The sequence below is a fragment of the Pseudomonas aeruginosa genome (genome assembly GCF_001457615.1).
In the GTDB taxonomy this organism is placed as follows: Bacteria; Pseudomonadota; Gammaproteobacteria; order Pseudomonadales; family Pseudomonadaceae; genus Pseudomonas; species Pseudomonas aeruginosa.
Genome location: NZ_LN831024.1, coordinates 5,613,859 through 5,631,896 on the forward strand (window position 1 = coordinate 5,613,859; position 18,038 = coordinate 5,631,896).

Sequence of the window (18,038 nt, forward strand, 5' to 3'; positions counted from 1 at the left end):
CGGGCGCCCTGGGCGCCCGTTGCTTTTCCGCTCTACCGACCTGGTTCGTGGCTGCCGGGCCGGCAAGAGACGCCCGCCGGCCTCAGGCTCGTCCTTCGCGGTCGCGGTAGCCGAGCAGGTAGAGGATGCCGTCCAGGCCCAGGGTCGAGATCGCCTGCTTGGCCGACTGCTTGACCAGCGGCTTGGCGCGGAACGCCACGCCCAGGCCGGCCAGGCCGAGCATCGGCAGGTCGTTGGCGCCGTCGCCGACGGCAATGGTCTGCTCCAGGCTCAGGCCTTCCTTCGCCGCCAGTTCGCGCAGCAGGTCGGCCTTGCGCTGGGCATCGACGATCGGCTCGACCGCCACCCCGGTGACCTTGCCGTCGACGATCTGCAACTCGTTGGCGAACACGTAGTCGATCCCCAGCTTCGCCTGCAATTGACGGGCGAAATAGGTGAAGCCGCCGGACAGGATGGCGGTCTTGTAACCCAGGCGCTTGAGTTCGGCGAACAGGGTTTCCGCACCCTCGGTCAGACGCAGCGAGGCGCCGATCTCCTCCAGCACGTCTTCCGACAGCCCCTGCAGCAGCGCCAGGCGCTCCTTGAAGCTGGCGCGGAAGTCCAGTTCACCGCGCATCGCCCGCTCGGTGATCGCGGCGACCTTCTCGCCGACGCCGGCGGCCTTGGCCAGTTCGTCGATGACTTCCGCCTCGATCAGCGTCGAATCCATGTCGAACACCGCCAGCCGGCGGTTGCGGCGGAACACGCTGTCCTGCTGGAAAGCGATGTCGACGTTCAATTCCTGGGCGACGCTGAGGAATTCCGCACGCAGCGCCGCCGGATCGGCCGGTTCGCCGCGTACCGAGAACTCGATGCAGCCCTTGCCCTGGTCGGCGGGCATGTCCAGCGGCATACGCCCGGAGAGACGGTCGATGTGGTCGATGTTCAGCGCGTACTTGGCGGTGATCGAGCTGACCCTCTGCAGTTGCTCGGCAGTCACCCGGCGGGTGAGCAGGGTCACGATGTGCCGCGCCTTGCCCTGGCCGTCGACCCATTGCCGGTAGTCATCTTCCGAGACCGGGGTGAAGCGCACCTGCTGGTCCAGCTTGTAGGCGGTGAACAGCACGTCCTTGAGGACCGAGGAACCGGCCTCGGTATCCGGGATTTCCACCAGGATGCCGAACGACAGGGTGTCGTGGATCACCGCCTGGCCGATGTCGAGGATGTTCACCCCGCCCTGGGCCAGTACGCCGGTGATGGCAGCGGTGAGACCGGGGCGGTCTTCCCCGGTGATGTTGATCAGGACAATTTCGCGCAAGGCGTAAGCTCCGCCAGGTAAAAGACGCCATTCTACCCGCTTTCCCGCACACCCGAGAGACGCAGAGCCGGGCATTTGCCATCACCACCGGTCGGAACCGACCGGGAAAACCCGCGAAACCGCCGCGCGGCGGCCTGGAAAGCGCGTCAACGGCCCTTTGCCCCTCGGGGGGCGCTGGTTATACTGCGCGATACCTCTATTTCAGAAGACCGAGCCCCCTGTGACCCGGCCCACGTCCGTCAAGCCCGACAATTTCTTCCTCCTGCTGTTTCGTGCCTTGCGCCAGCGCCGCGTCCCGATCGCCCTGCGGCTCGCCAGCCATAGCCTGATCCTGGTGGCCCTGGCCCTGCTGATCTACGCCTGGGTCATGGGCATGCAGTTTCGCCAGGCCATGCAGCAGCAGGCCGATGCCCTGGGCCAGAGCCTGATCACCCAGACCGCCGCGTCCGCCACCGAGTTGCTGGTGTCCAACGACATCCTCAGCCTCAACGTGCTGCTGAACAACCTGGTGAAGAACCCGCTGGTGGCCCATGCGGCGATCTACAGCGTCGACCAGCGCATCCTCGCCGAGGCCGGCAGCCGTCCGAAGCAGAGCCTGCTCGGTGCCACCGAAGGCCTGTACTCGACGCCGATCACCTTCCAGGAAGTGATCGCCGGGCACCTGCGCATCAGCCTGGACATGCAGCAGTTCCAGCAGCCGATGATGATCAGCCTGCAGAGCATGGGCCTGATCAGCCTGATCCTGCTGATCCTCGCCCTGTATTTCAGCCTGCGCCTGGGGCGGCAGATTTCCACACCCTTGTTGCAATTGCGTGTCTGGTTGCGCGATCCGGACAATCCGGCCCCCGGCGCCGAACTGCAGAACGAGCTGGGCGACCTGGCGCGCGACCTGGAAGAGCGCCTGGTGCCGGAAAAGCCGCCGGCGCCGGAGCCGGAAGAAGCACCGCTGCCGCAGAACTTCGACGACATCCTGCTGGAAGACGACGAAGCCGACCTGCGCAGCCGCAAGGTCGAGGCCTCGGCCTTCGAGGAAGACGACATTCCGCTGGGCGACGCCCTGCTGGACGAGACCAAGCCGGTGGAATTCACCTCCATCGACGAAGACCCGCTGGACCAGGACGCCTTCGACGAGAACGGAGCCGAAGCCGGGGAACAGCCCGCAGCGCCCGCCGCTGCGCGCGAACCGCAACACAGTGCGGTGCTGGCGATCCAGCTCGGCGCTCAGGAACAGTTGCGCCGGTTGCCGCGCAGCCGCCTGGTGGATCTCCTGCAACGCTATCGCGACTGCCTGGAACAGGCCGCCCGCCAGTACAAGGGCTGCCTGCACACGCTCAGCGACGGCGGCAGCCTGATTCTCTTCCACAGCCGCGACAACCGCGCCGACTACCTGACCAACGCGCTCTGCTGCGGTGAACTGATGCGTGCGCTCGGCCATGCCCTGCAGATCGAGGTCGCCGACAGCGGCATCACCTTGCAACTGCAACTGGGCCTGAGCCTCGGCGAAGACCTCAGCGAACAGACCCAGGCCGACCTGCTGCTCAACGAAACCGTGCAGAACGCCCTCGCCCTCAACCAGCACAGCCGCAACCTGCTGCTGGTCGAACGCAGCATCGCCGACGACGCGGTGGTCCGCGAGCGCGCCCGTATCCGCGCCATCGCCAGTCCGGAAGGAGCCTGCTGCGTCGAGCGTCTGCTGGAGCCGTATCCGTCGATGCTCGAGCGCCAACTGGCGCGCATGCACGACCGCGCCCGCCCGTGACCACCCTGATCACCCACCCGCTGCCGGTCCTGGCGGTGGGACTGGCCCTTGGCAGCCGGGTGATTCCGCCACGCCTGCTGCTGGCAGGCATGCTCGCCGCCTGCCTGCCGGACTTCGACGTAGTCGCCTTCAAGCTCGGCATCGCCTATCACGATGCCTTCGGCCATCGCGGCTTCAGCCATTCGCTATTGTTCGCCGCGATCCTCGGCGCGCTCGCCGCCCTCGCCTGCCGGCCGCTGCATAGCGGACCGCTGAAAGCCGGGCTGTGGGTAGCGCTGGCCACCGCCTCGCACAGCCTGCTGGACGCGATGACCAATGGCGGGCTGGGCGTCGCCTGGTTCTGGCCCTGGAGCGACGCCCGCTACTTCATGCCGTTCCATCCGATCGCCGTGTCGCCGATCGGTCTGTCGCGCTTCCTCAGCGAACGCGGATTGCTGGTGCTGCAATCGGAGGCGCGCTGGGTCTGGCTGCCCTGCCTGCTGCTGGCGCTCGCCGGCATGGCCCTGCGCTTCCTGTTGCGCCGCTCACGCTGACGCCGAAACGAAAAAGCCCCGCTTCGGCGGGGCTTTCTCCTAGTCGGCTATCGACAATCAGAACCGATAGACCTCGGCGTCGGTGCGAATCGGCACCACCAGTGGCATTTTCGGACCTTCCTCTTCCTTGACCTTCGGCTTGGCCACCGGCTTGCGCGCGGTCGCCGGCGGCGGCGCCTCGGCCGCCACGGCGATCGGCTTGACGTCCTTGGCCAACTGCGCCGCCAGGCGCTTGAGCAGGTCGCTCTGGGCACGGATCTGGTCGCCGATGCTGCCCTGATGCTGTTCTTCCTCGTGGAACACCCGGCTGTCCTTCAGGTCGCCCTTCTGGTCCAACAGGCGCCAGCGCGCCTCGATCACTGCCGGCTGCTTGGGGCCGGAGTCGAGGCGACTGATGGTCAGCATCACCTGGACCTGGGGGGTGAAACCGGGTTTTTCCGGGAACAGCGCCAGGCGGCTGCTGCCCAGCTCGCTGGACATCTGCCGCAGCAGTTGCTGGCTGACATTGGTCTCCAGGTTGCCGGCCCAGCGCGCTTCGGTGGACAGACTGAGAATACCATCGGCCTGCCGCTGCACCATCACATCGCGCTTGAGATAGTCGGCCAGTTGTACCGGCCCGAGCAGGACGGCCGCACCGCCGTCCTTTTTCGGTACCGCAGCGGCACCGACGTCCAACTGGTAGAGCTGGGCCGGCGGATGGACCGCACAACCCGTCAGCCCGAGCAGGCTGACGAGGGAAAGACATGCGAAGACGCGCCACGCGCTCATCGAGAACCACCGTATTTCGCCGAAGATCGGCACTACTGATGCAAGACTTGAATTCTACTGGCCACCCGCCATCGGAAACGGCGGCCGAAGGGGCGTATCATCCCCTAACCAGCGCCATAGCTCCAGAGGCAGAGCGTATTCCGAAACCGGTTTCGGACCACCTGCGTCAGGGGAAAACCCGGCGGAACCCGCCAGGGAGACGACATTCCCCCGGAAAGCCGGCCTCGGAAGAGGCCGCTTTCGCCATTCCCTTGCGGATATGCGAGAGATCGGAGACCGGTAACGGCTCATTTCAATCCTGTGGCGGAATATCCACCAGCAGGCTGTCGACGCGCTGGAATCCGCGCGGCAGCTTGTTGCCTCGACGGCCGCGCTCTCCCTTGTAGTGTTCCAGGTCGTCGCCCTTGAGCGACAGGGTACGCTTTCCGGCCTGCAGGACCAACGTTGCCCCGGCTGGCAGAACAGCCAGGTCGGTGAGGTATTCCTCGCGGCTGACCACGCGTTCGCCGGGGATGCCGATGATCTTGTTGCCCTTGCCCTTGCCGAGCTGCGGCAGGTCGGAGACCTTGAACAATAGCAGACGGCCCTCGGTCGTCACGGCCGCCAGCCAATCCTGCTCCACATCGCGCACCGGGCGCGGCGCCACCACGGCGGAGCCGTTGGGCAGGCTGAGCAGGGCCTTGCCGGCCTTGTTCTTGGCCTGCAGGTCCTCGCCCTTGACCACGAAACCATAGCCGGCGTCGGAAGCGATCACGAACAGCGCATCGTCGTCCGGCAGCAGCACGCATTCGAAGCTGGCCCCCGGCGGCGGCGTCAGCCGGCCGCTGAGTGGCTCGCCCTGGCCTCGCGCGGACGGCAGGCTGTGGGCCGGCAGCGAGTAGCTGCGCCCGGTGGAGTCGATGAACACCGCATACTGGTTCGAGCGTCCCGGCGCGGCGGCCTTGAAGCCGTCGCCGGCCTTGTAGGAGAGGCCGGCGGCGTCGATGTCGTGGCCCTTGGCGCAACGCACCCAGCCTTTTTCCGAGAGCACCACGGTCACCGGTTCGGTGGGCATCAGCTCGGTTTCCGACAGCGCGCGGGCCTCGGCGCGGGCGACGATCGGCGAACGGCGGTCGTCGCCGTAGGTCTCGGCGTCCTTGATCAGCTCCTCGCGCACCAGCTTCTTCAGCTTGGCCTCGCTGCCGAGCAGGGTCTGCAGGCGCTTCTGCTCCTTCAGCAACTCTTCCTGCTCGCCGCGGATCTTCATCTCTTCCAGGCGTGCCAACTGGCGCAGGCGGGTGTCGAGGATGTAGTCGGCCTGCACCTCGCTGAGTTCGAAGCGCTCCATCAGCACCGCCTTGGGCTGATCCTCGGTGCGGATGATGTGGATCACCTCGTCGAGGTTGAGGAAGGCGATCAGCAAGCCATCCAGCAGATGCAGGCGGCGCTCGACCTTGTCCAGGCGGAACTGCAGGCGTCGACGCACGGTGCCGATGCGGAACTGCAGCCACTCCGAGAGCAACTGGCGCAGGTCCTTGACCTGCGGCTTTCCGTCGAGGCCGATGATGTTCAGGTTGACCCGGTAGCTGGTTTCCAGGTCGGTGGTGGCGAACAGATGGGTCATCAGCTCTTCGACATCGACCCGGTTCGAACGCGGGATGATGACGATGCGGGTCGGGTTCTCGTGGTCCGACTCGTCGCGCAGGTCGGCCACCATCGGCAGCTTCTTGGCCTGCATCTGCCCGGCGATCTGTTCCAGCACCTTGGAACCGGACACCTGGTGCGGCAGGGCGTGGATGACGATGTCGCCGTCCTCGACGCGGTACACCGCGCGCATGCGCACCGAACCGCGGCCGGTCTCGTAGACCTTCTGCAGGTCGGCGCGCGGGGTGATGATCTCGGCTTCGGTGGGGAAGTCCGGGCCCGGCACGTGTTCGCACAATTCGGCGACCGTCGCGCCCGGCTGGTCGAGCAGGCGCACGCAGGCCGACGCGACTTCCCGCAGGTTGTGCGGCGGCACGTCGGTGGCCATGCCCACCGCGATGCCGGTGGTGCCGTTGAGCAGCAGGTTGGGCAGGCGGGCCGGCAGCACGGCCGGCTCGTCGAGGGTGCCGTCGAAGTTCGGTACCCAGTCCACGGTACCCTGGCCCAGTTCGCTGAGCAGCACCTCGGAATAGCGCGACAGGCGCGCCTCGGTATAACGCATGGCGGCGAAGGACTTGGGATCGTCCGGAGCCCCCCAGTTGCCCTGGCCGTCCACCAGCGGATAGCGATAGGAGAACGGCTGCGCCATCAGCACCATGGCCTCGTAGCAGGCCGAGTCGCCGTGCGGGTGGAACTTGCCGAGCACGTCGCCGACGGTGCGCGCCGACTTCTTGTGCTTGGAATCGGCATCCAGCCCCAGTTCGCTCATGGCGTAGACGATGCGTCGCTGCACCGGTTTCAGGCCGTCGCCGATATGCGGCAGGGCGCGGTCCATGATCACGTACATGGAATAGTTCAGATAGGCCTGCTCGGTGAACTCGGCCAACGACCGGCGTTCGACCCCTTCCAGGCTCAGATCGAGGGATTCGCTCATGCGTACCTCACGGAGAAGTGTTTTGGCGCAGCACCAGGGTGCCGTCGCGCTGGGTGAATTCGAGTTGTTTCAGGGCGCTCATGCCGAGTAGCACCTCATCGCCGTCCATGCCCGGCGCAATCAGCGCCGCGACCCCGGACAGGCGGATATCGCCGAGTTGCAGCTGGTCCAGCCGCGTGCGCCAGCCCGTGGCGCGGCCGTTGGCCGTGCTCAGGGTGATCGGCGCGCCGCGCTCCAGCGCGAGTCTTGCCGCCAGGGCTTCCGGCACCGCCACCTGGGTCGCCCCGGTATCGAGCAGGAAGGTCACGCCCTGGCCGTTGATCTGCCCGTTCAGCAGGTAATGGCCCTGGCGGCTGCTGGCCAGGCGCAACTCGACGTAGCCGTCGCCATGGATCGATTGCGGCGCCTGGTTCGGGTTGCGCTGTCGATCTTCCCAGACGCCGAAATAGCGCGTCGCCAGCGCCAGCCCGGCGACCCAGGCCAGCACCAGCATGATCCGTCCCAGCCGCTGACCGGGCGCCTGTTGCCTCACTTGTCCCCCAACCAGCCGCCGGCGGGCGCGGCGAAGCGCAGGACGAAGGGCCGCACATCGCCATCGGCGCGCGCATGGTCGCCATTGTCGATGCCCAGCCAGGCGCCCTTGTCGTCCAGCGACAGGGCTTCCGCGACGCCATAAGGCAGCTCGTAGCGACGCTCCGGCGCCAGGACCGCCGAGGCGAACGACCAGCAGCGCTCGACCTTGGCCTGGGCCAGGTCGCGGCGGCAGATCTGATGCGCCAGGCGCTCCAGGGTGAACAGCTTGCCGCGGTAGAAGGCGAGGTCGGAGAAATCCTTCGGCAGCTTGCGCGCGCTGCCCAGTTCCGGCGGCGGCTCGATCTTGCCGCCCTCGGCGAGCAGTACGCAGCTGCCCTCGCAGCGCCAGGCACTGTTGTCGCGGTGGGCCACCAGCAGGCCGCGGCGCTCGCGCTCGGCAGCCAGCCAGAGGCGCTTGCCCTCGGGGTCGACGGCGATCCCTTCGAACAGCGCGTTGAAATTCATCAGCATGCCGCTGGCCCGCGCTTGCGGCAGCAGGCCGGGCGGCAGGCGCAGCCAGTTCGGCGTGCCGCTCACCGGCAGTTGCAGGACCGCCGCGTGCGCCTCGCTGACCAGGTAGCGATTGCCGGCGGCATCGCAGGCGATGCCTTCGAAGTCGAGGTTGCCGCCGCGCACCAGGCCACTGAGCCAGACCCGCGTGCTCATGCCCCAGGGCAACCCGCTGTCCGGCGGGGTCGGAGCGATGAAACTCTCGGCCTCGGCCTGCCAGGGCTGGTCGGAGCCTTCGGCCGAGGGTTGCAGGCGATACAGGCGGTCATCGTCGCGGTCGGAAACCGTCCACAGCGCGCCACCACACCAGGCCAGCCCGGAGAGGTTGCCGCCGCGCATGCCCTCCACCGCATGTTCGGAGATGAAGCTCAAGGCTGCCGGAACCGGTGGCTCTGGCGGCGCCTCGGCCGCCTGGACCAGGCCCCCGAACAGGCCGAGGATGGCCAGCAGGCGGCGCATCAGACCAGCACCTCGGCCAGGTTGCCCTTGCTTTCCAGCCAGGACTTGCGGTCACCGGCGCGCTTCTTGGCCAGCAGCATGTCCATGATCTCCAGGGTACCGGTGGCGTCCTCCAGGGTGAGCTGGACCAGCCGCCGGGTATTCGGATCCATGGTGGTCTCGCGCAGTTGCAACGGATTCATTTCGCCAAGGCCCTTGAAGCGGGTGACCTGCGGCTTGCCGCGCTTCTTCTCTGCGGCCAGGCGCTCGAGGATGCCGTCGCGCTCGGCTTCGTCGAGGGCGTAGTAGATGTCCTTGCCGAGGTCGATGCGGTACAGCGGCGGCATCGCCACGTAGACGTGGCCGGCTTCCACCAGCGGGCGGAAATGGCGGACGAACAGCGCGCAGAGCAGCGTGGCGATGTGCAGCCCGTCGGAGTCGGCATCCGCGAGGATACAGATCTTGCCGTAGCGCAGCTGGGCCAGGTCACTGGCACCCGGATCGACGCCGATGGCCACCGCGATGTCGTGGACCTCCTGGCTGGCGAGCACCTCGCCGCCGTCCACTTCCCAGGTGTTCAGGATCTTTCCGCGCAGCGGCATGATCGCCTGGAATTCCTTGTCCCGCGCCTGCTTCGCCGAGCCGCCGGCGGAGTCGCCCTCGACCAGGAACAGTTCCGCGCGCATCGGTTCCTGTCCGGCGCAGTCGGCCAGTTTGCCGGGCAGCGCCGGCCCCTGGGTGATCTTCTTGCGCTCGACCTTCTTGCCCGCCTTGAGGCGACGCCCGGCGTTGCTGATCGCCAGTTCCGCCAGTTGCAGGCCGATTTCGGCGTGCTCGTTGAGCCACAGGCTGAAGGCGTCCTTCACCACGCCCGAGACGAACGCCGCCGCCTCGCGGGACGACAGGCGCTCCTTGGTCTGCCCGGAGAACTGCGGCTCCTGCATCTTCATCGAGAGGACGAAGGCGATCCGCTCCCAGACGTCCTCGGGCGCCAGCTTGACGCCGCGCGGCAACAGGTTGCGGAACTCGCAGAACTCGCGCATGGCGTCGAGCAGGCCCTGGCGCAGGCCGTTCACATGGGTGCCGCCCTGGGCCGTGGGAATCAGGTTGACGTAGCTTTCCTGCACCGACTCACCGCCCTCGGGCAGCCACAGCAGGGCCCAGCTCACCGCTTCCTTGGAACCTTCGAGGTTGCCGCAGAAGGGTTCATCGGGCAGGCGCGGCAGCTCGGCGACCGCGTCGGTCAGGTAGGAGCGCAGGCCGTCCTCGAAGTGCCACTCGACGCGCTCGCCGGTGTTCTTGTCCTCGAACACCACGCTCAGGCCCGGGCACAGCACCGCCTTGGCCTTGAGCACATGCTTGAGGCGGCTGACCGAGAACTTCGCCGAATCGAAATACTTCGGATCCGGCCAGAAATGCACGCTGGTACCGGTATTGCGCTTGCCGACCGTGCCGATGACTTCCAGATCGCTGTCCTTGAAGCCGTCGGCGAAGGTCATCCGGTACTCGTTGGCGTCGCGCTTGACGCGTACCTCGACCCGGGTCGAGAGCGCGTTCACCACCGAGATGCCAACCCCGTGCAAGCCGCCGGAGAACTGGTAGTTCTTGTTCGAGAACTTGCCGCCGGCATGCAGCTTGGTAAGGATCAGCTCGACGCCCGGCACGCCCTCTTCCGGGTGGATGTCCACCGGCATGCCGCGGCCATCGTCGATGACTTCCAGCGAGTTGTCCTGGTGCAGGATCACCTGCACGCTCTTCGCGTGGCCGGCCAGGGCTTCGTCGACGCTGTTGTCGATGACTTCCTGGGCCAGGTGGTTGGGGCGGGTGGTGTCGGTGTACATCCCCGGGCGCTTGCGCACCGGGTCGAGGCCGGAAAGGACTTCGATGGCGTCTGCGTTGTAAGTAGCCATGGGGTCTCTATTCAGTCAAAAGTCGAAAAGTCGGTGTCGCGCCACAGCGCCGACGGGTAGCCGGCGAACGCCAGCAGCGCCGGCAGGTGCCGGGCGAAGCCCTGGAAACCGTGGTCGCCGCCGGCCTGGATACGTAGCGCGCAGGCTCGGTAGAAGGCCTGCGCGACGCGATAATCGAGGGTTTCGTCGGCGGTCTGCAGCCATACCTGGTAGCGTTCGGGACGTTGCAGGTGCGTGACTTCCAGTTCGGCCAACGCCGCCACGTGGTCCTCGGTGAGTTCCCAGGTCTCGCCGCTGTAGTGGTTGGTCTGCGCGCCCAGGTAGCCGTCGAAGGAACGATGCGGGGCGACCGCCGGATTGACCAGGATCGCCGCCAGGCCATGGCGCTCCGCCAAATGGGTCGCATAGTAGCCACCCAGGGAGCTGCCGACCAGCACCGGTCGCCCGAGCTCGGCAATGGCCCGCTCCAACTGGGCGATAGCCTGCCGTGGGTGATGGAGCAGGGCCGGGACGCGCAGGCCTTCGGCCAGGCCCAAGTGGCCGAAGGCCGCCTGCAGCTGACGCGCCTTGTGCGATTCGGGCGAACTGTTGAAGCCGTGGATATACAGCAGGGATGGGCTGGTCGCGGTCATCGGGAACGGGCTAATGGGCTTCAACTCGGTAGGGAAAGCCGAACGGTAACAGCTTCCAGGCTTCATCTTCCAGCCTGCGCGCCGATCGGCAACGACGCACGTGGCCGCGGTATCCCGCGACCGGGGGCATGTCAGTATCCGGCGGTGTCGTAGTCCACTTCGAAGACGACGTCGTCGACCCGCGAGATCCCCGTTTCCAGGCGCCCGTCGTCGTGCAGGCGCAACCAGCGGTAGCCCGGCGCCAGGCGGTCGAGGGTGAAGTCGCTGCTGCCGGGGGCGAACTGTACGCAGGTGGACGGCGAAGCCAGCAGGCGCAGCGGGCCGCGCTGGCGGTCGAACTCCTGGTGAATGTGCCCCCACAGCAGGCAGCGTACCTGCGGATAGGGCGCCAGCAGGTCGAACAGCGCCTGCGGGTTGCGCAGGCCGATGGGATCCATCCAGTCGCTGCCGATCGGCACCGGGTGGTGATGGAAGGAAACCAGCAGGAAGCGTTCGCCGGCGCTGTCGATGGCGCGCCGCAGCAGCTCCAGCTGATCCTCCTCGAGATAGCCCGGCACCGCGCCGGGAATGCTCGAGTCGAGCAACACCACGCGCCAATTGCCGACGTCGACGACCTGCTCCAGCAGGTCGCTGCCCTCGGTCGCCCTTTGCATCGGCTCGCGTTCGTCGTGGTTACCGGCGAACCAGCGCAACGGCGCGTCCAGGGGGGCGCTCAACCTGCGGAAGCGTGTGTAGGAATCGAGGCTGCCGTCCTGGGAGACGTCGCCGGTGGCGAGAATCAGGTCGATCCGCGGCTGCTCCCGGGCGACCCGCTCGACCACCTTCTCCAGGCTATGGGCGGTATCCATGCCAAGCAGGCGCGCGCCATCCTCGGCGAACAGGTGGCTGTCCGAGAGCTGCACCAGCAGTACGGAGGCGTCGGTGGCGGGAGTGTTCGAATGGCGTGACAAGGGGCCGTCTCCTGAAGGCGAGGCGTCCGCGGTGAAAGGGATGATTATGGTGACCGACGAAAGTGGCGGCAAACCCGGAAAGCGGAACAGATCACAGTTGCGAGGACTACTTTTGGCTTGATGTCATTCAACTGGCCTTTTGCCTGCAACCGCTCAGCGCTGGGCCACCGGCTCCATTTCGTGGCCGCAGGCCAGGCAATGGGCGAGCCACTCGCCGAGGAACAGGTTGAGCTGGTTCTTCTCGTCGGGCTGGTGCATCGCCTGGTTCGGGTAGGGATAGATCGCCATCAGCCGCCGCGCCTGTTCGGCGCCGATCACCTCGGCCATCCGCGCATCGTGGTAGACCCGCACTTCCAGCCGCGGCGCCGGCAACCAGGGCAGGCCCAGTTCCTGGCGCACCTGAAGGGTGGTGGTGTAGGGGCAGGCCTCGGTCACTTCCAGCGCAAGTACGCCGAGCAGCCGCTCCCCTTCGCTCAGCGCGACCCGGCGCGAGGCCTGCGCCTCGCGCATGTCCGGGAGCAGGCGCATGAGCCGCGCGTAGTTCGCTTCGCAGGTCGCCTGCAGGCTGGCCAGGTCGACCCGGTAGCGCTCGCGCAGCAGGTTCAGGCCCATAGCCCACGCACCTCGGCCCGGTTCAGGGCCAGCCACTGCAGGGCGATGATGCTCGCCGCGTTGTTGATCCGCCCGTCGCGCACGGCCTGCAGCGCATCTTCCAACGGCCAGACGTGGACGCGGATGTCCTCGCCCTCCTCCGGCAAGCCATGCACGCCGCCGACGCCTTCGCTGTCGCAACGGCCGACGAACAGGTGCACCACTTCGTCGGTGCCGCCCGGCGACGGCAGGTACTGGGTTATCGGCCAGAGCGCACCGAGAGTCAGCCCGGCCTCCTCCATCGCCTCGCGATGGGCCACTTCCTCCGGTTGCTCGTCCTTGTCGATCAGGCCGGCGACCAGCTCCAGCAGCCAGGGGTTGGCGAGCTTCTGCATCGCCCCGACGCGGAATTGCTCGATGAGCACCACGCAATCGCGCTGCGGGTCGTAGGGCAGCACGCAGACCGCGTCATGGCGGACGAACAGTTCCCGACTGATTTCCCGGCCCATGCTGCCGTCGAACTGGCGATGCCGCAGGCGCAGGCGATCGAGACGATAGAAGCCGCGGAAGCATTCCTCGCGCTGCACGAGCTCGACGTCACCGGGGGCGGGTTTGAAGGTTTCGGACATCCTCGACTCACTTCACTCGGGTATGTGGGTTTCGCGCCATCCTATCGCGGCCCGGCGCAGGGCGCAGCCACTTTCAGGACAGCTCGGGAAAACTTCGTGGCGCTCGCCGCACGGGCGTGTTTCCCGGCCACGGCTAGGCCATACTTGGGGTTTGCGCGGGCCGAACTCAAGCGCGACGCCAGGGTCGAAACGGACTGGTCGACGCTTCGAGCCCGCCCATCCACCGTCGCAAAAGGAATCCCATGCGCCTTCTGAAATTCGCCGCCCTCGGCAGCCTGGTCGTTCTGCTGAGCGCCTGCCAGAGCCTCTTCAAGCCCGGCCTCGACGACCCGCTGCCCACCGAGCGCCTCGCCAGCGAGCACCTGAAGCCCGGCTGTCAGGGCGAACAGTGTCCCTTGGTAAACATCGACACCTTGAAGTTCCCCGACGAACCGCAGTTGGACCCGATCGTCGAGCGCGCCCTGCTGGAAATGACCCGGGAAAACAACGAAACACCCCTGCCGGCATCGCTGGCGGCCTACGAGCGGCAGTTCCTGGACAGCGCCGAGCCGGGCTGGAGCAGCTACCTGCAAGCCAAGGTGCGCGAACAACATGACGGTCTGGTGATCATCGAGCTTTCCAGCTACCTGTTCACCGGCGGCGCCCACGGCATGCCCGGTCGCGGCTTCATCAACTACGACCGCAGGCAGCACAAGGTGCTGAGCCTGCAGGACATGCTGGTTCCCGGCCAGGAAGAAGCCTTCTGGAAACAGGCCGAGCTGGCGCACAAGGCCTGGCTGCTGGCCAACAAGCTCGACCAGGACGCCGATTTCCAGAAGACCTGGCCGTTCCAGCGCACCCCGCACGTGGCATTGACCTTCGGCGCGGTGACGCTGAAGTACGACGCCTACTCCATCGCGCCGTATTCCTATGCCCACCCCGAACTGAAGATCCCGTATCCGCGCCTGAACGGCATCGTCAAGCCGAACCTGTTCCCCGGCCGCGGCTGACGCTTCCGACGCTCCGCAGCCCCTCGTCACGGCGAGGGGCCCCGTGGCGCGGCCTACACCTGCCTGTAGATCACCGATCCTTCGTCCTTGAAGCGCGCCGCCTGCTCCTGGAAGCCAGCCTCGATGGCCTTGCTCTCGTCGGACAGGCCGTTCTCCTTGGCGTAGTCGCGGACTTCCTGGGTGATCTTCATCGAGCAGAACTTCGGTCCGCACATGGAGCAGAAGTGCGCGACCTTGGCCGAGTCCTTCGGCAGGGTCTCGTCATGGAACGCCCGCGCGGTGTCCGGGTCCAGGCCAAGGTTGAACTGGTCCTCCCAACGGAACTCGAAGCGCGCCTTGGATAGCGCGTTGTCGCGGATCTGCGCGCCCGGGTGGCCCTTGGCGAGGTCGGCGGCATGGGCGGCGATCTTGTAGGTGATGATCCCGGTCTTCACATCATCCTTGTTCGGCAGACCCAGGTGCTCCTTGGGCGTGACGTAGCAGAGCATGGCGCAGCCGAACCAGCCGATCATCGCCGCGCCGATGCCGGAGGTGATGTGGTCGTAGCCGGGGGCGATGTCGGTGGTCAGCGGGCCGAGGGTGTAGAACGGCGCCTCGTCACAGCACTCCAGCTGCTTGTCCATGTTTTCCTTGATCAATTGCATCGGCACGTGGCCGGGACCTTCGATCATCACCTGCACGTCGTGCTTCCAGGCGATCTTGGTCAGCTCGCCGAGGGTCTCCAGCTCGCCGAACTGGGCGGCGTCGTTGGCGTCGGCCACCGAGCCCGGACGCAGGCCATCGCCCAGCGAGAAGCTGACGTCATAGGCCTTCATGATTTCGCAGATCTCTTCGAAATGCGTGTAGAGGAAGTTCTCCTGGTGGTGCGCCAGGCACCACTTGGCCATGATCGAGCCGCCGCGGGAAACGATGCCGGTGACCCGCTTGGCGGTCAGCGGCACATAGCGCAGCAGCACGCCGGCGTGGATGGTGAAGTAGTCGACGCCCTGCTCGGCCTGTTCGATCAGGGTGTCGCGGAAGATTTCCCAGGTCAGGTCCTCGGCGACGCCGTTGACCTTCTCCAGCGCCTGGTAGATCGGTACGGTGCCGATCGGTACCGGGCTGTTGCGCAGGATCCACTCGCGGGTTTCATGGATGTGCTTACCGGTGGACAGGTCCATCACCGTGTCGGCGCCCCAGCGGATGCCCCAGGTGAGCTTCTCCACCTCTTCCTCGATCGACGAGCCCAGCGCGCTGTTGCCGATGTTGCCGTTGATCTTCACCAGGAAGTTGCGGCCGATGATCATCGGCTCAAGCTCGGTGTGGTTGATGTTCGCCGGAATGATCGCGCGGCCGCGGGCGACTTCCTCGCGGACGAACTCGGGGGTGATTTCCTTCGGGATGTTGGCGCCGAAGCTGTGCCCCGGGTGCTGCTGGTCGAGCAGGCCGGCGGCCCGGGCTTCCTGCAGCTTCATGTTCTCGCGGATGGCGATGTATTCCATCTCCGGGGTGATGATGCCTTTCTTCGCGTAGTGCATCTGCGAGACGTTGGCGCCCGGCTTGGCCCGGCGCGGCGTGCGCACGTGGGCGAAGCGCAGGGCGTCGAGGCTGGCGTCGGCCAGGCGGGCCTGGCCGAACTCGGAGGTCAGGCCGGGGAGGATCTCGGTGTCGCCGCGCTCGTCGATCCAGCGCGAACGCACGTCAGGCAGGCCCTTGCGCAGATCGATGCGGACCTCGGGGTCGGTATACGGGCCGGAGGTGTCGTAGACGAACACCGGCGGGTTCTTTTCGCCGCCGAAGGCGGTGGGGGTGTCGGCGAGGGAGATTTCCCGCACCGGGACGCGGATGTCCGGGCGCGAGCCGGTCAGGTAGACCTTGCGCGAGTTCGGGAAAGGCTGCGTCGACTGGCGGTCGAGCTGCTCAAGGCGGGTGATGTTGTTCTTCTGCGTTGCGCTCATCGATGGCTCTCCTGGGTGATTGTCGGGAGAACCTGGCACGCGGGGCCACCGGGACTGGTGGCGAGAAGGACGCGCCGGCAAGGCAGGCATGGCGCGGACATCTTGTTCCCTACGCGGGTTGCTACGGTCCGCGCGAGGCGGAACCGGACGCTAGCCCGATCAGGTTCAACGGGATCCGGAACTATCCGATCTCAGCCCCTCGTATAGGGCACCCCGACAAGAACCCCGGCAGTCTAATCAACACCGGCGGGATACGCCAACGGGAAAACGCCCCGCCCGACCGGCAGTCATGGTCCAGTCCGGCGCCCTCTCGCCAGGGAAGACGCAGATCCCCGCACGTTCGCCGGCACATCGATCCGGACTGGCTCTTCGATCAGTTGCCGCGCAGGTGCCTTGACCGCTACCGGTAGCGACCTTAGCCTTGCCCCACCTCGCATCTTTTCCAGGACGAACGAATGCTGCGCAGACTCTCCCTGGCGGCCGCCGTGGCCGCTGCTACCGGTGTCGCCTGGGCCGCCCAGCCGACCCCGCTGCCGACCAAGACCGACCTGATCAGCGTCTACAAGGAAGCCGTCGACAACAACGCCGACCTCGCCGCCGCCCAGGCCGACTACCTGGCGCGCAAGGAAGTGGTGCCCCAGGCCCGCGCCGGCCTGCTGCCGCAACTCGGCGCCGGCGGCCGTATCGGCGACTCACGGGTCGCTCTCGACGAACCGGCCGCCACGGTCAAACGCAGCAGTCATGTGGTCCAGGCCAGCCTCAGCCAGCCGCTGTTCCGCGCCGACCGCTGGTTCCAGTGGCAGGCCGCCAAGGAAACCAGCGACCAGGCCAAGCTGGAATTCTCCGCGACCCAGCAGGACCTGATCCTGCGCAGCGCCGAGACCTACTTCACGGTGCTCCGCGCCCAGGACAACCTGGCCACCAGCAAGGCCGAGGAAGCCGCCTTCAAGCGTCAATTGGACCAGGCCAACGAGCGCTTCGACGTGGGCCTTTCCGACAAGACCGACGTACTCGAGGCCCAGGCCAGCTACGACACCGCCCGCGCCAACCGGCTGATCGCCGAACAGCGCGTGGACGATGCCTTCCAGGCCCTGGTGACCCTGACCAACCGCGACTACAGCGCCATCGAGGGCATGCGCCACACCCTGCCGGTGGTGCCGCCGGCGCCGAACGACGCCAAGGCCTGGGTCGACACCGCGGTGCAGCAGAACCTGCGCCTGCTGGCCAGCAACTACGCGGTCAACGCCGCCGAGGAAACCCTCCGCCAGCGCAAGGCCGGGCACCTGCCGACCCTCGATGCCGTGGCCCAGTACCAGAAGGGCGACAACGACGCCCTCGGCTTCGCCAACAGCGCCGCCAATCCGCTGGTGCACTACGGCAAGGATGTCGAGGAACGCACGATTGGCCTGGAACTGAACATCCCGATCTACAGCGGCGGCCTGACCTCCTCCCAGGTCCGCGAGTCCTACCAGCGCCTCAACCAGAGCGAGCAATCCCGCGAAGGCCAGCGCCGCCAGGTGGTGCAGGATACCCGCAACCTGCACCGCGCGGTGAATACCGACGTCGAGCAGGTCCAGGCGCGGCGCCAGGCGATCATCTCCAACCAGAGTTCGCTGGAAGCCACCGAGATCGGCTACCAGGTCGGCACCCGCAACATCGTCGACGTGCTCAACGCCCAGCGCCAGCTGTACGCCGCCGTGCGCGACTACAACAACAGCCGCTACGACTACATCCTCGATACCCTGCGCCTGAAGCAGGCGGCCGGCACCCTCAGCCCGGCCGACCTGGAGGCGCTCAGCGCCTACCTGAAGCAGGACTACGATCCGGACAAGGACTTCCTCCCGCCGGACCTGGCCAAGGCCGCCGCCGAGCAGTTACAGAGCAAGCCGCGCCAGCAGTACTAGCACGAGCCAAGACGCCCCCGGTCGGGGGCGTCTTCGCTTGACTGGCCTGGTGCGCGTCGCC

The 18,038-nt window shown here is 66.8% G+C and carries 15 protein-coding genes and 1 riboswitch; of the genes, 4 read left to right on the forward strand and 11 right to left on the reverse strand.

Annotated features, from left to right (window positions below):
• Positions 1 to 82 precede the first annotated feature (82 nt).
• Positions 83 to 1,297: a phosphoserine phosphatase SerB gene (gene serB, locus AT700_RS25855; protein ID WP_048521707.1), complete on the reverse strand. Its 1,215-nt coding sequence runs from the start codon at positions 1,295 to 1,297 to the stop codon at positions 83 to 85.
• A 220-nt stretch (positions 1,298 to 1,517) separates the two neighbouring features.
• On the opposite strand from serB, the gene AT700_RS25860 reads away from it, so the two are divergent.
• Together AT700_RS25860 and AT700_RS25865 are read left to right on the forward strand one after the other, a co-directional pair.
• Positions 1,518 to 3,056 carry a YtjB family periplasmic protein gene (locus AT700_RS25860; RefSeq protein WP_048521708.1) on the forward strand — a complete coding sequence of 513 codons (1,539 nt, stop codon included), beginning with the start codon at positions 1,518 to 1,520 and terminating at the stop codon, positions 3,054 to 3,056.
• A complete protein-coding gene (locus AT700_RS25865) occupies positions 3,053 to 3,589 on the forward strand; it encodes a metal-dependent hydrolase (RefSeq protein ID WP_003095684.1) in 537 nt (178 codons plus the stop codon). The genes AT700_RS25860 and AT700_RS25865 overlap by 4 nt, the downstream gene beginning before the upstream one ends.
• 57 nt (positions 3,590 to 3,646) lie before the next feature.
• Here the strand turns inward: AT700_RS25865 and AT700_RS25870 are convergent, their stop codons facing one another.
• The 9 genes from AT700_RS25870 to AT700_RS25910 form a co-directional block, all read right to left on the reverse strand.
• Positions 3,647 to 4,357 (reverse strand): PqiC family protein, encoded by a 711-nt coding sequence (locus AT700_RS25870; protein WP_003102054.1) that lies wholly within the window; start codon positions 4,355 to 4,357, stop codon positions 3,647 to 3,649.
• 292 nt (positions 4,358 to 4,649) lie between these two features.
• Positions 4,650 to 6,914, reverse strand: coding sequence for a DNA topoisomerase IV subunit A (gene parC, locus AT700_RS25875; RefSeq protein ID WP_046638605.1), 2,265 nt, complete (start codon positions 6,912 to 6,914; stop codon positions 4,650 to 4,652).
• 7 nt (positions 6,915 to 6,921) lie between these two features.
• Positions 6,922 to 7,446 (reverse strand): retropepsin-like aspartic protease family protein, encoded by a 525-nt coding sequence (locus AT700_RS25880; RefSeq protein ID WP_046638606.1) that lies wholly within the window; start codon positions 7,444 to 7,446, stop codon positions 6,922 to 6,924.
• Complete coding sequence (locus AT700_RS25885) at positions 7,443 to 8,456, reverse strand: esterase-like activity of phytase family protein (RefSeq protein ID WP_003102060.1); 1,014 nt, start codon at positions 8,454 to 8,456, stop codon at positions 7,443 to 7,445. Before AT700_RS25885 ends, AT700_RS25880 begins: the two co-directional genes overlap by 4 nt.
• On the reverse strand, positions 8,456 to 10,345 hold the full coding sequence (gene parE / locus AT700_RS25890) for a DNA topoisomerase IV subunit B (RefSeq protein WP_003102062.1): 1,890 nt from the start codon (positions 10,343 to 10,345) through the stop codon (positions 8,456 to 8,458). The genes AT700_RS25885 and parE overlap by 1 nt, the downstream gene beginning before the upstream one ends.
• An 11-nt stretch (positions 10,346 to 10,356) precedes the next feature.
• On the reverse strand, positions 10,357 to 10,977 hold the full coding sequence (locus tag AT700_RS25895; RefSeq protein ID WP_046638607.1) for a YqiA/YcfP family alpha/beta fold hydrolase: 621 nt from the start codon (positions 10,975 to 10,977) through the stop codon (positions 10,357 to 10,359).
• A 131-nt stretch (positions 10,978 to 11,108) separates the two neighbouring features.
• Positions 11,109 to 11,927 carry a 3',5'-cyclic-AMP phosphodiesterase gene (cpdA, locus tag AT700_RS25900; protein ID WP_003102066.1) on the reverse strand — a complete coding sequence of 273 codons (819 nt, stop codon included), beginning with the start codon at positions 11,925 to 11,927 and terminating at the stop codon, positions 11,109 to 11,111.
• Between the two features lie 153 nt (positions 11,928 to 12,080).
• Positions 12,081 to 12,539 (reverse strand): DUF1249 domain-containing protein, encoded by a 459-nt coding sequence (locus tag AT700_RS25905; protein ID WP_003102067.1) that lies wholly within the window; start codon positions 12,537 to 12,539, stop codon positions 12,081 to 12,083.
• Positions 12,530 to 13,147, reverse strand: a complete 618-nt coding sequence (locus AT700_RS25910; RefSeq protein WP_003095694.1) for an NUDIX domain-containing protein — start codon at positions 13,145 to 13,147, stop codon at positions 12,530 to 12,532. The genes AT700_RS25905 and AT700_RS25910 overlap by 10 nt, the downstream gene beginning before the upstream one ends.
• Positions 13,148 to 13,389: 242 nt before the next feature.
• On the opposite strand from AT700_RS25910, the gene AT700_RS25915 reads away from it, so the two are divergent.
• On the forward strand, positions 13,390 to 14,136 hold the full coding sequence (locus tag AT700_RS25915; protein ID WP_003102069.1) for an RsiV family protein: 747 nt from the start codon (positions 13,390 to 13,392) through the stop codon (positions 14,134 to 14,136).
• Positions 14,137 to 14,189: 53 nt separating this feature from the next.
• Here the strand turns inward: AT700_RS25915 and thiC are convergent, their stop codons facing one another.
• The gene (gene thiC / locus AT700_RS25920; protein ID WP_003095696.1) at positions 14,190 to 16,073 is read right to left on the reverse strand and encodes a phosphomethylpyrimidine synthase ThiC; all 1,884 of its coding nucleotides are present in this window, start codon (positions 16,071 to 16,073) and stop codon (positions 14,190 to 14,192) included.
• Positions 16,074 to 16,162: 89 nt separating this feature from the next.
• Positions 16,163 to 16,299: riboswitch (TPP riboswitch) on the reverse strand.
• 229 nt (positions 16,300 to 16,528) lie between these two features.
• On the opposite strand from thiC, the gene opmH reads away from it, so the two are divergent.
• The gene (gene opmH, locus AT700_RS25925) at positions 16,529 to 17,977 is read left to right on the forward strand and encodes an efflux transporter outer membrane subunit OpmH (protein WP_048521709.1); all 1,449 of its coding nucleotides are present in this window, start codon (positions 16,529 to 16,531) and stop codon (positions 17,975 to 17,977) included.
• Positions 17,978 to 18,038: the final 61 nt, after the last annotated feature.

Excerpts from the sequence above, each read along its gene's own strand:
- AT700_RS25870 (WP_003102054.1), bottom strand. The coding sequence starts at position 4,357 with ATGAGCGCGTGGCGCGTCTTCGCATGTCTTTCCCTCGTCAGCCTGCTC.
- parC (WP_046638605.1), bottom strand. The coding sequence starts at position 6,914 with ATGAGCGAATCCCTCGATCTGAGCCTGGAAGGGGTCGAACGCCGGTCG.
- AT700_RS25885 (WP_003102060.1), bottom strand. The coding sequence starts at position 8,456 with ATGCGCCGCCTGCTGGCCATCCTCGGCCTGTTCGGGGGCCTGGTCCAG.
- parE (WP_003102062.1), bottom strand. The coding sequence starts at position 10,345 with ATGGCTACTTACAACGCAGACGCCATCGAAGTCCTTTCCGGCCTCGAC.
- AT700_RS25895 (WP_046638607.1), bottom strand. The coding sequence starts at position 10,977 with ATGACCGCGACCAGCCCATCCCTGCTGTATATCCACGGCTTCAACAGT.
- AT700_RS25905 (WP_003102067.1), bottom strand. The coding sequence starts at position 12,539 with ATGGGCCTGAACCTGCTGCGCGAGCGCTACCGGGTCGACCTGGCCAGC.
- AT700_RS25910 (WP_003095694.1), bottom strand. The coding sequence starts at position 13,147 with ATGTCCGAAACCTTCAAACCCGCCCCCGGTGACGTCGAGCTCGTGCAG.
- AT700_RS25915 (WP_003102069.1), top strand. The coding sequence starts at position 13,390 with ATGCGCCTTCTGAAATTCGCCGCCCTCGGCAGCCTGGTCGTTCTGCTG.
- thiC (WP_003095696.1), bottom strand. The coding sequence starts at position 16,073 with ATGAGCGCAACGCAGAAGAACAACATCACCCGCCTTGAGCAGCTCGAC.
- opmH (WP_048521709.1), top strand. The coding sequence starts at position 16,529 with ATGCTGCGCAGACTCTCCCTGGCGGCCGCCGTGGCCGCTGCTACCGGT.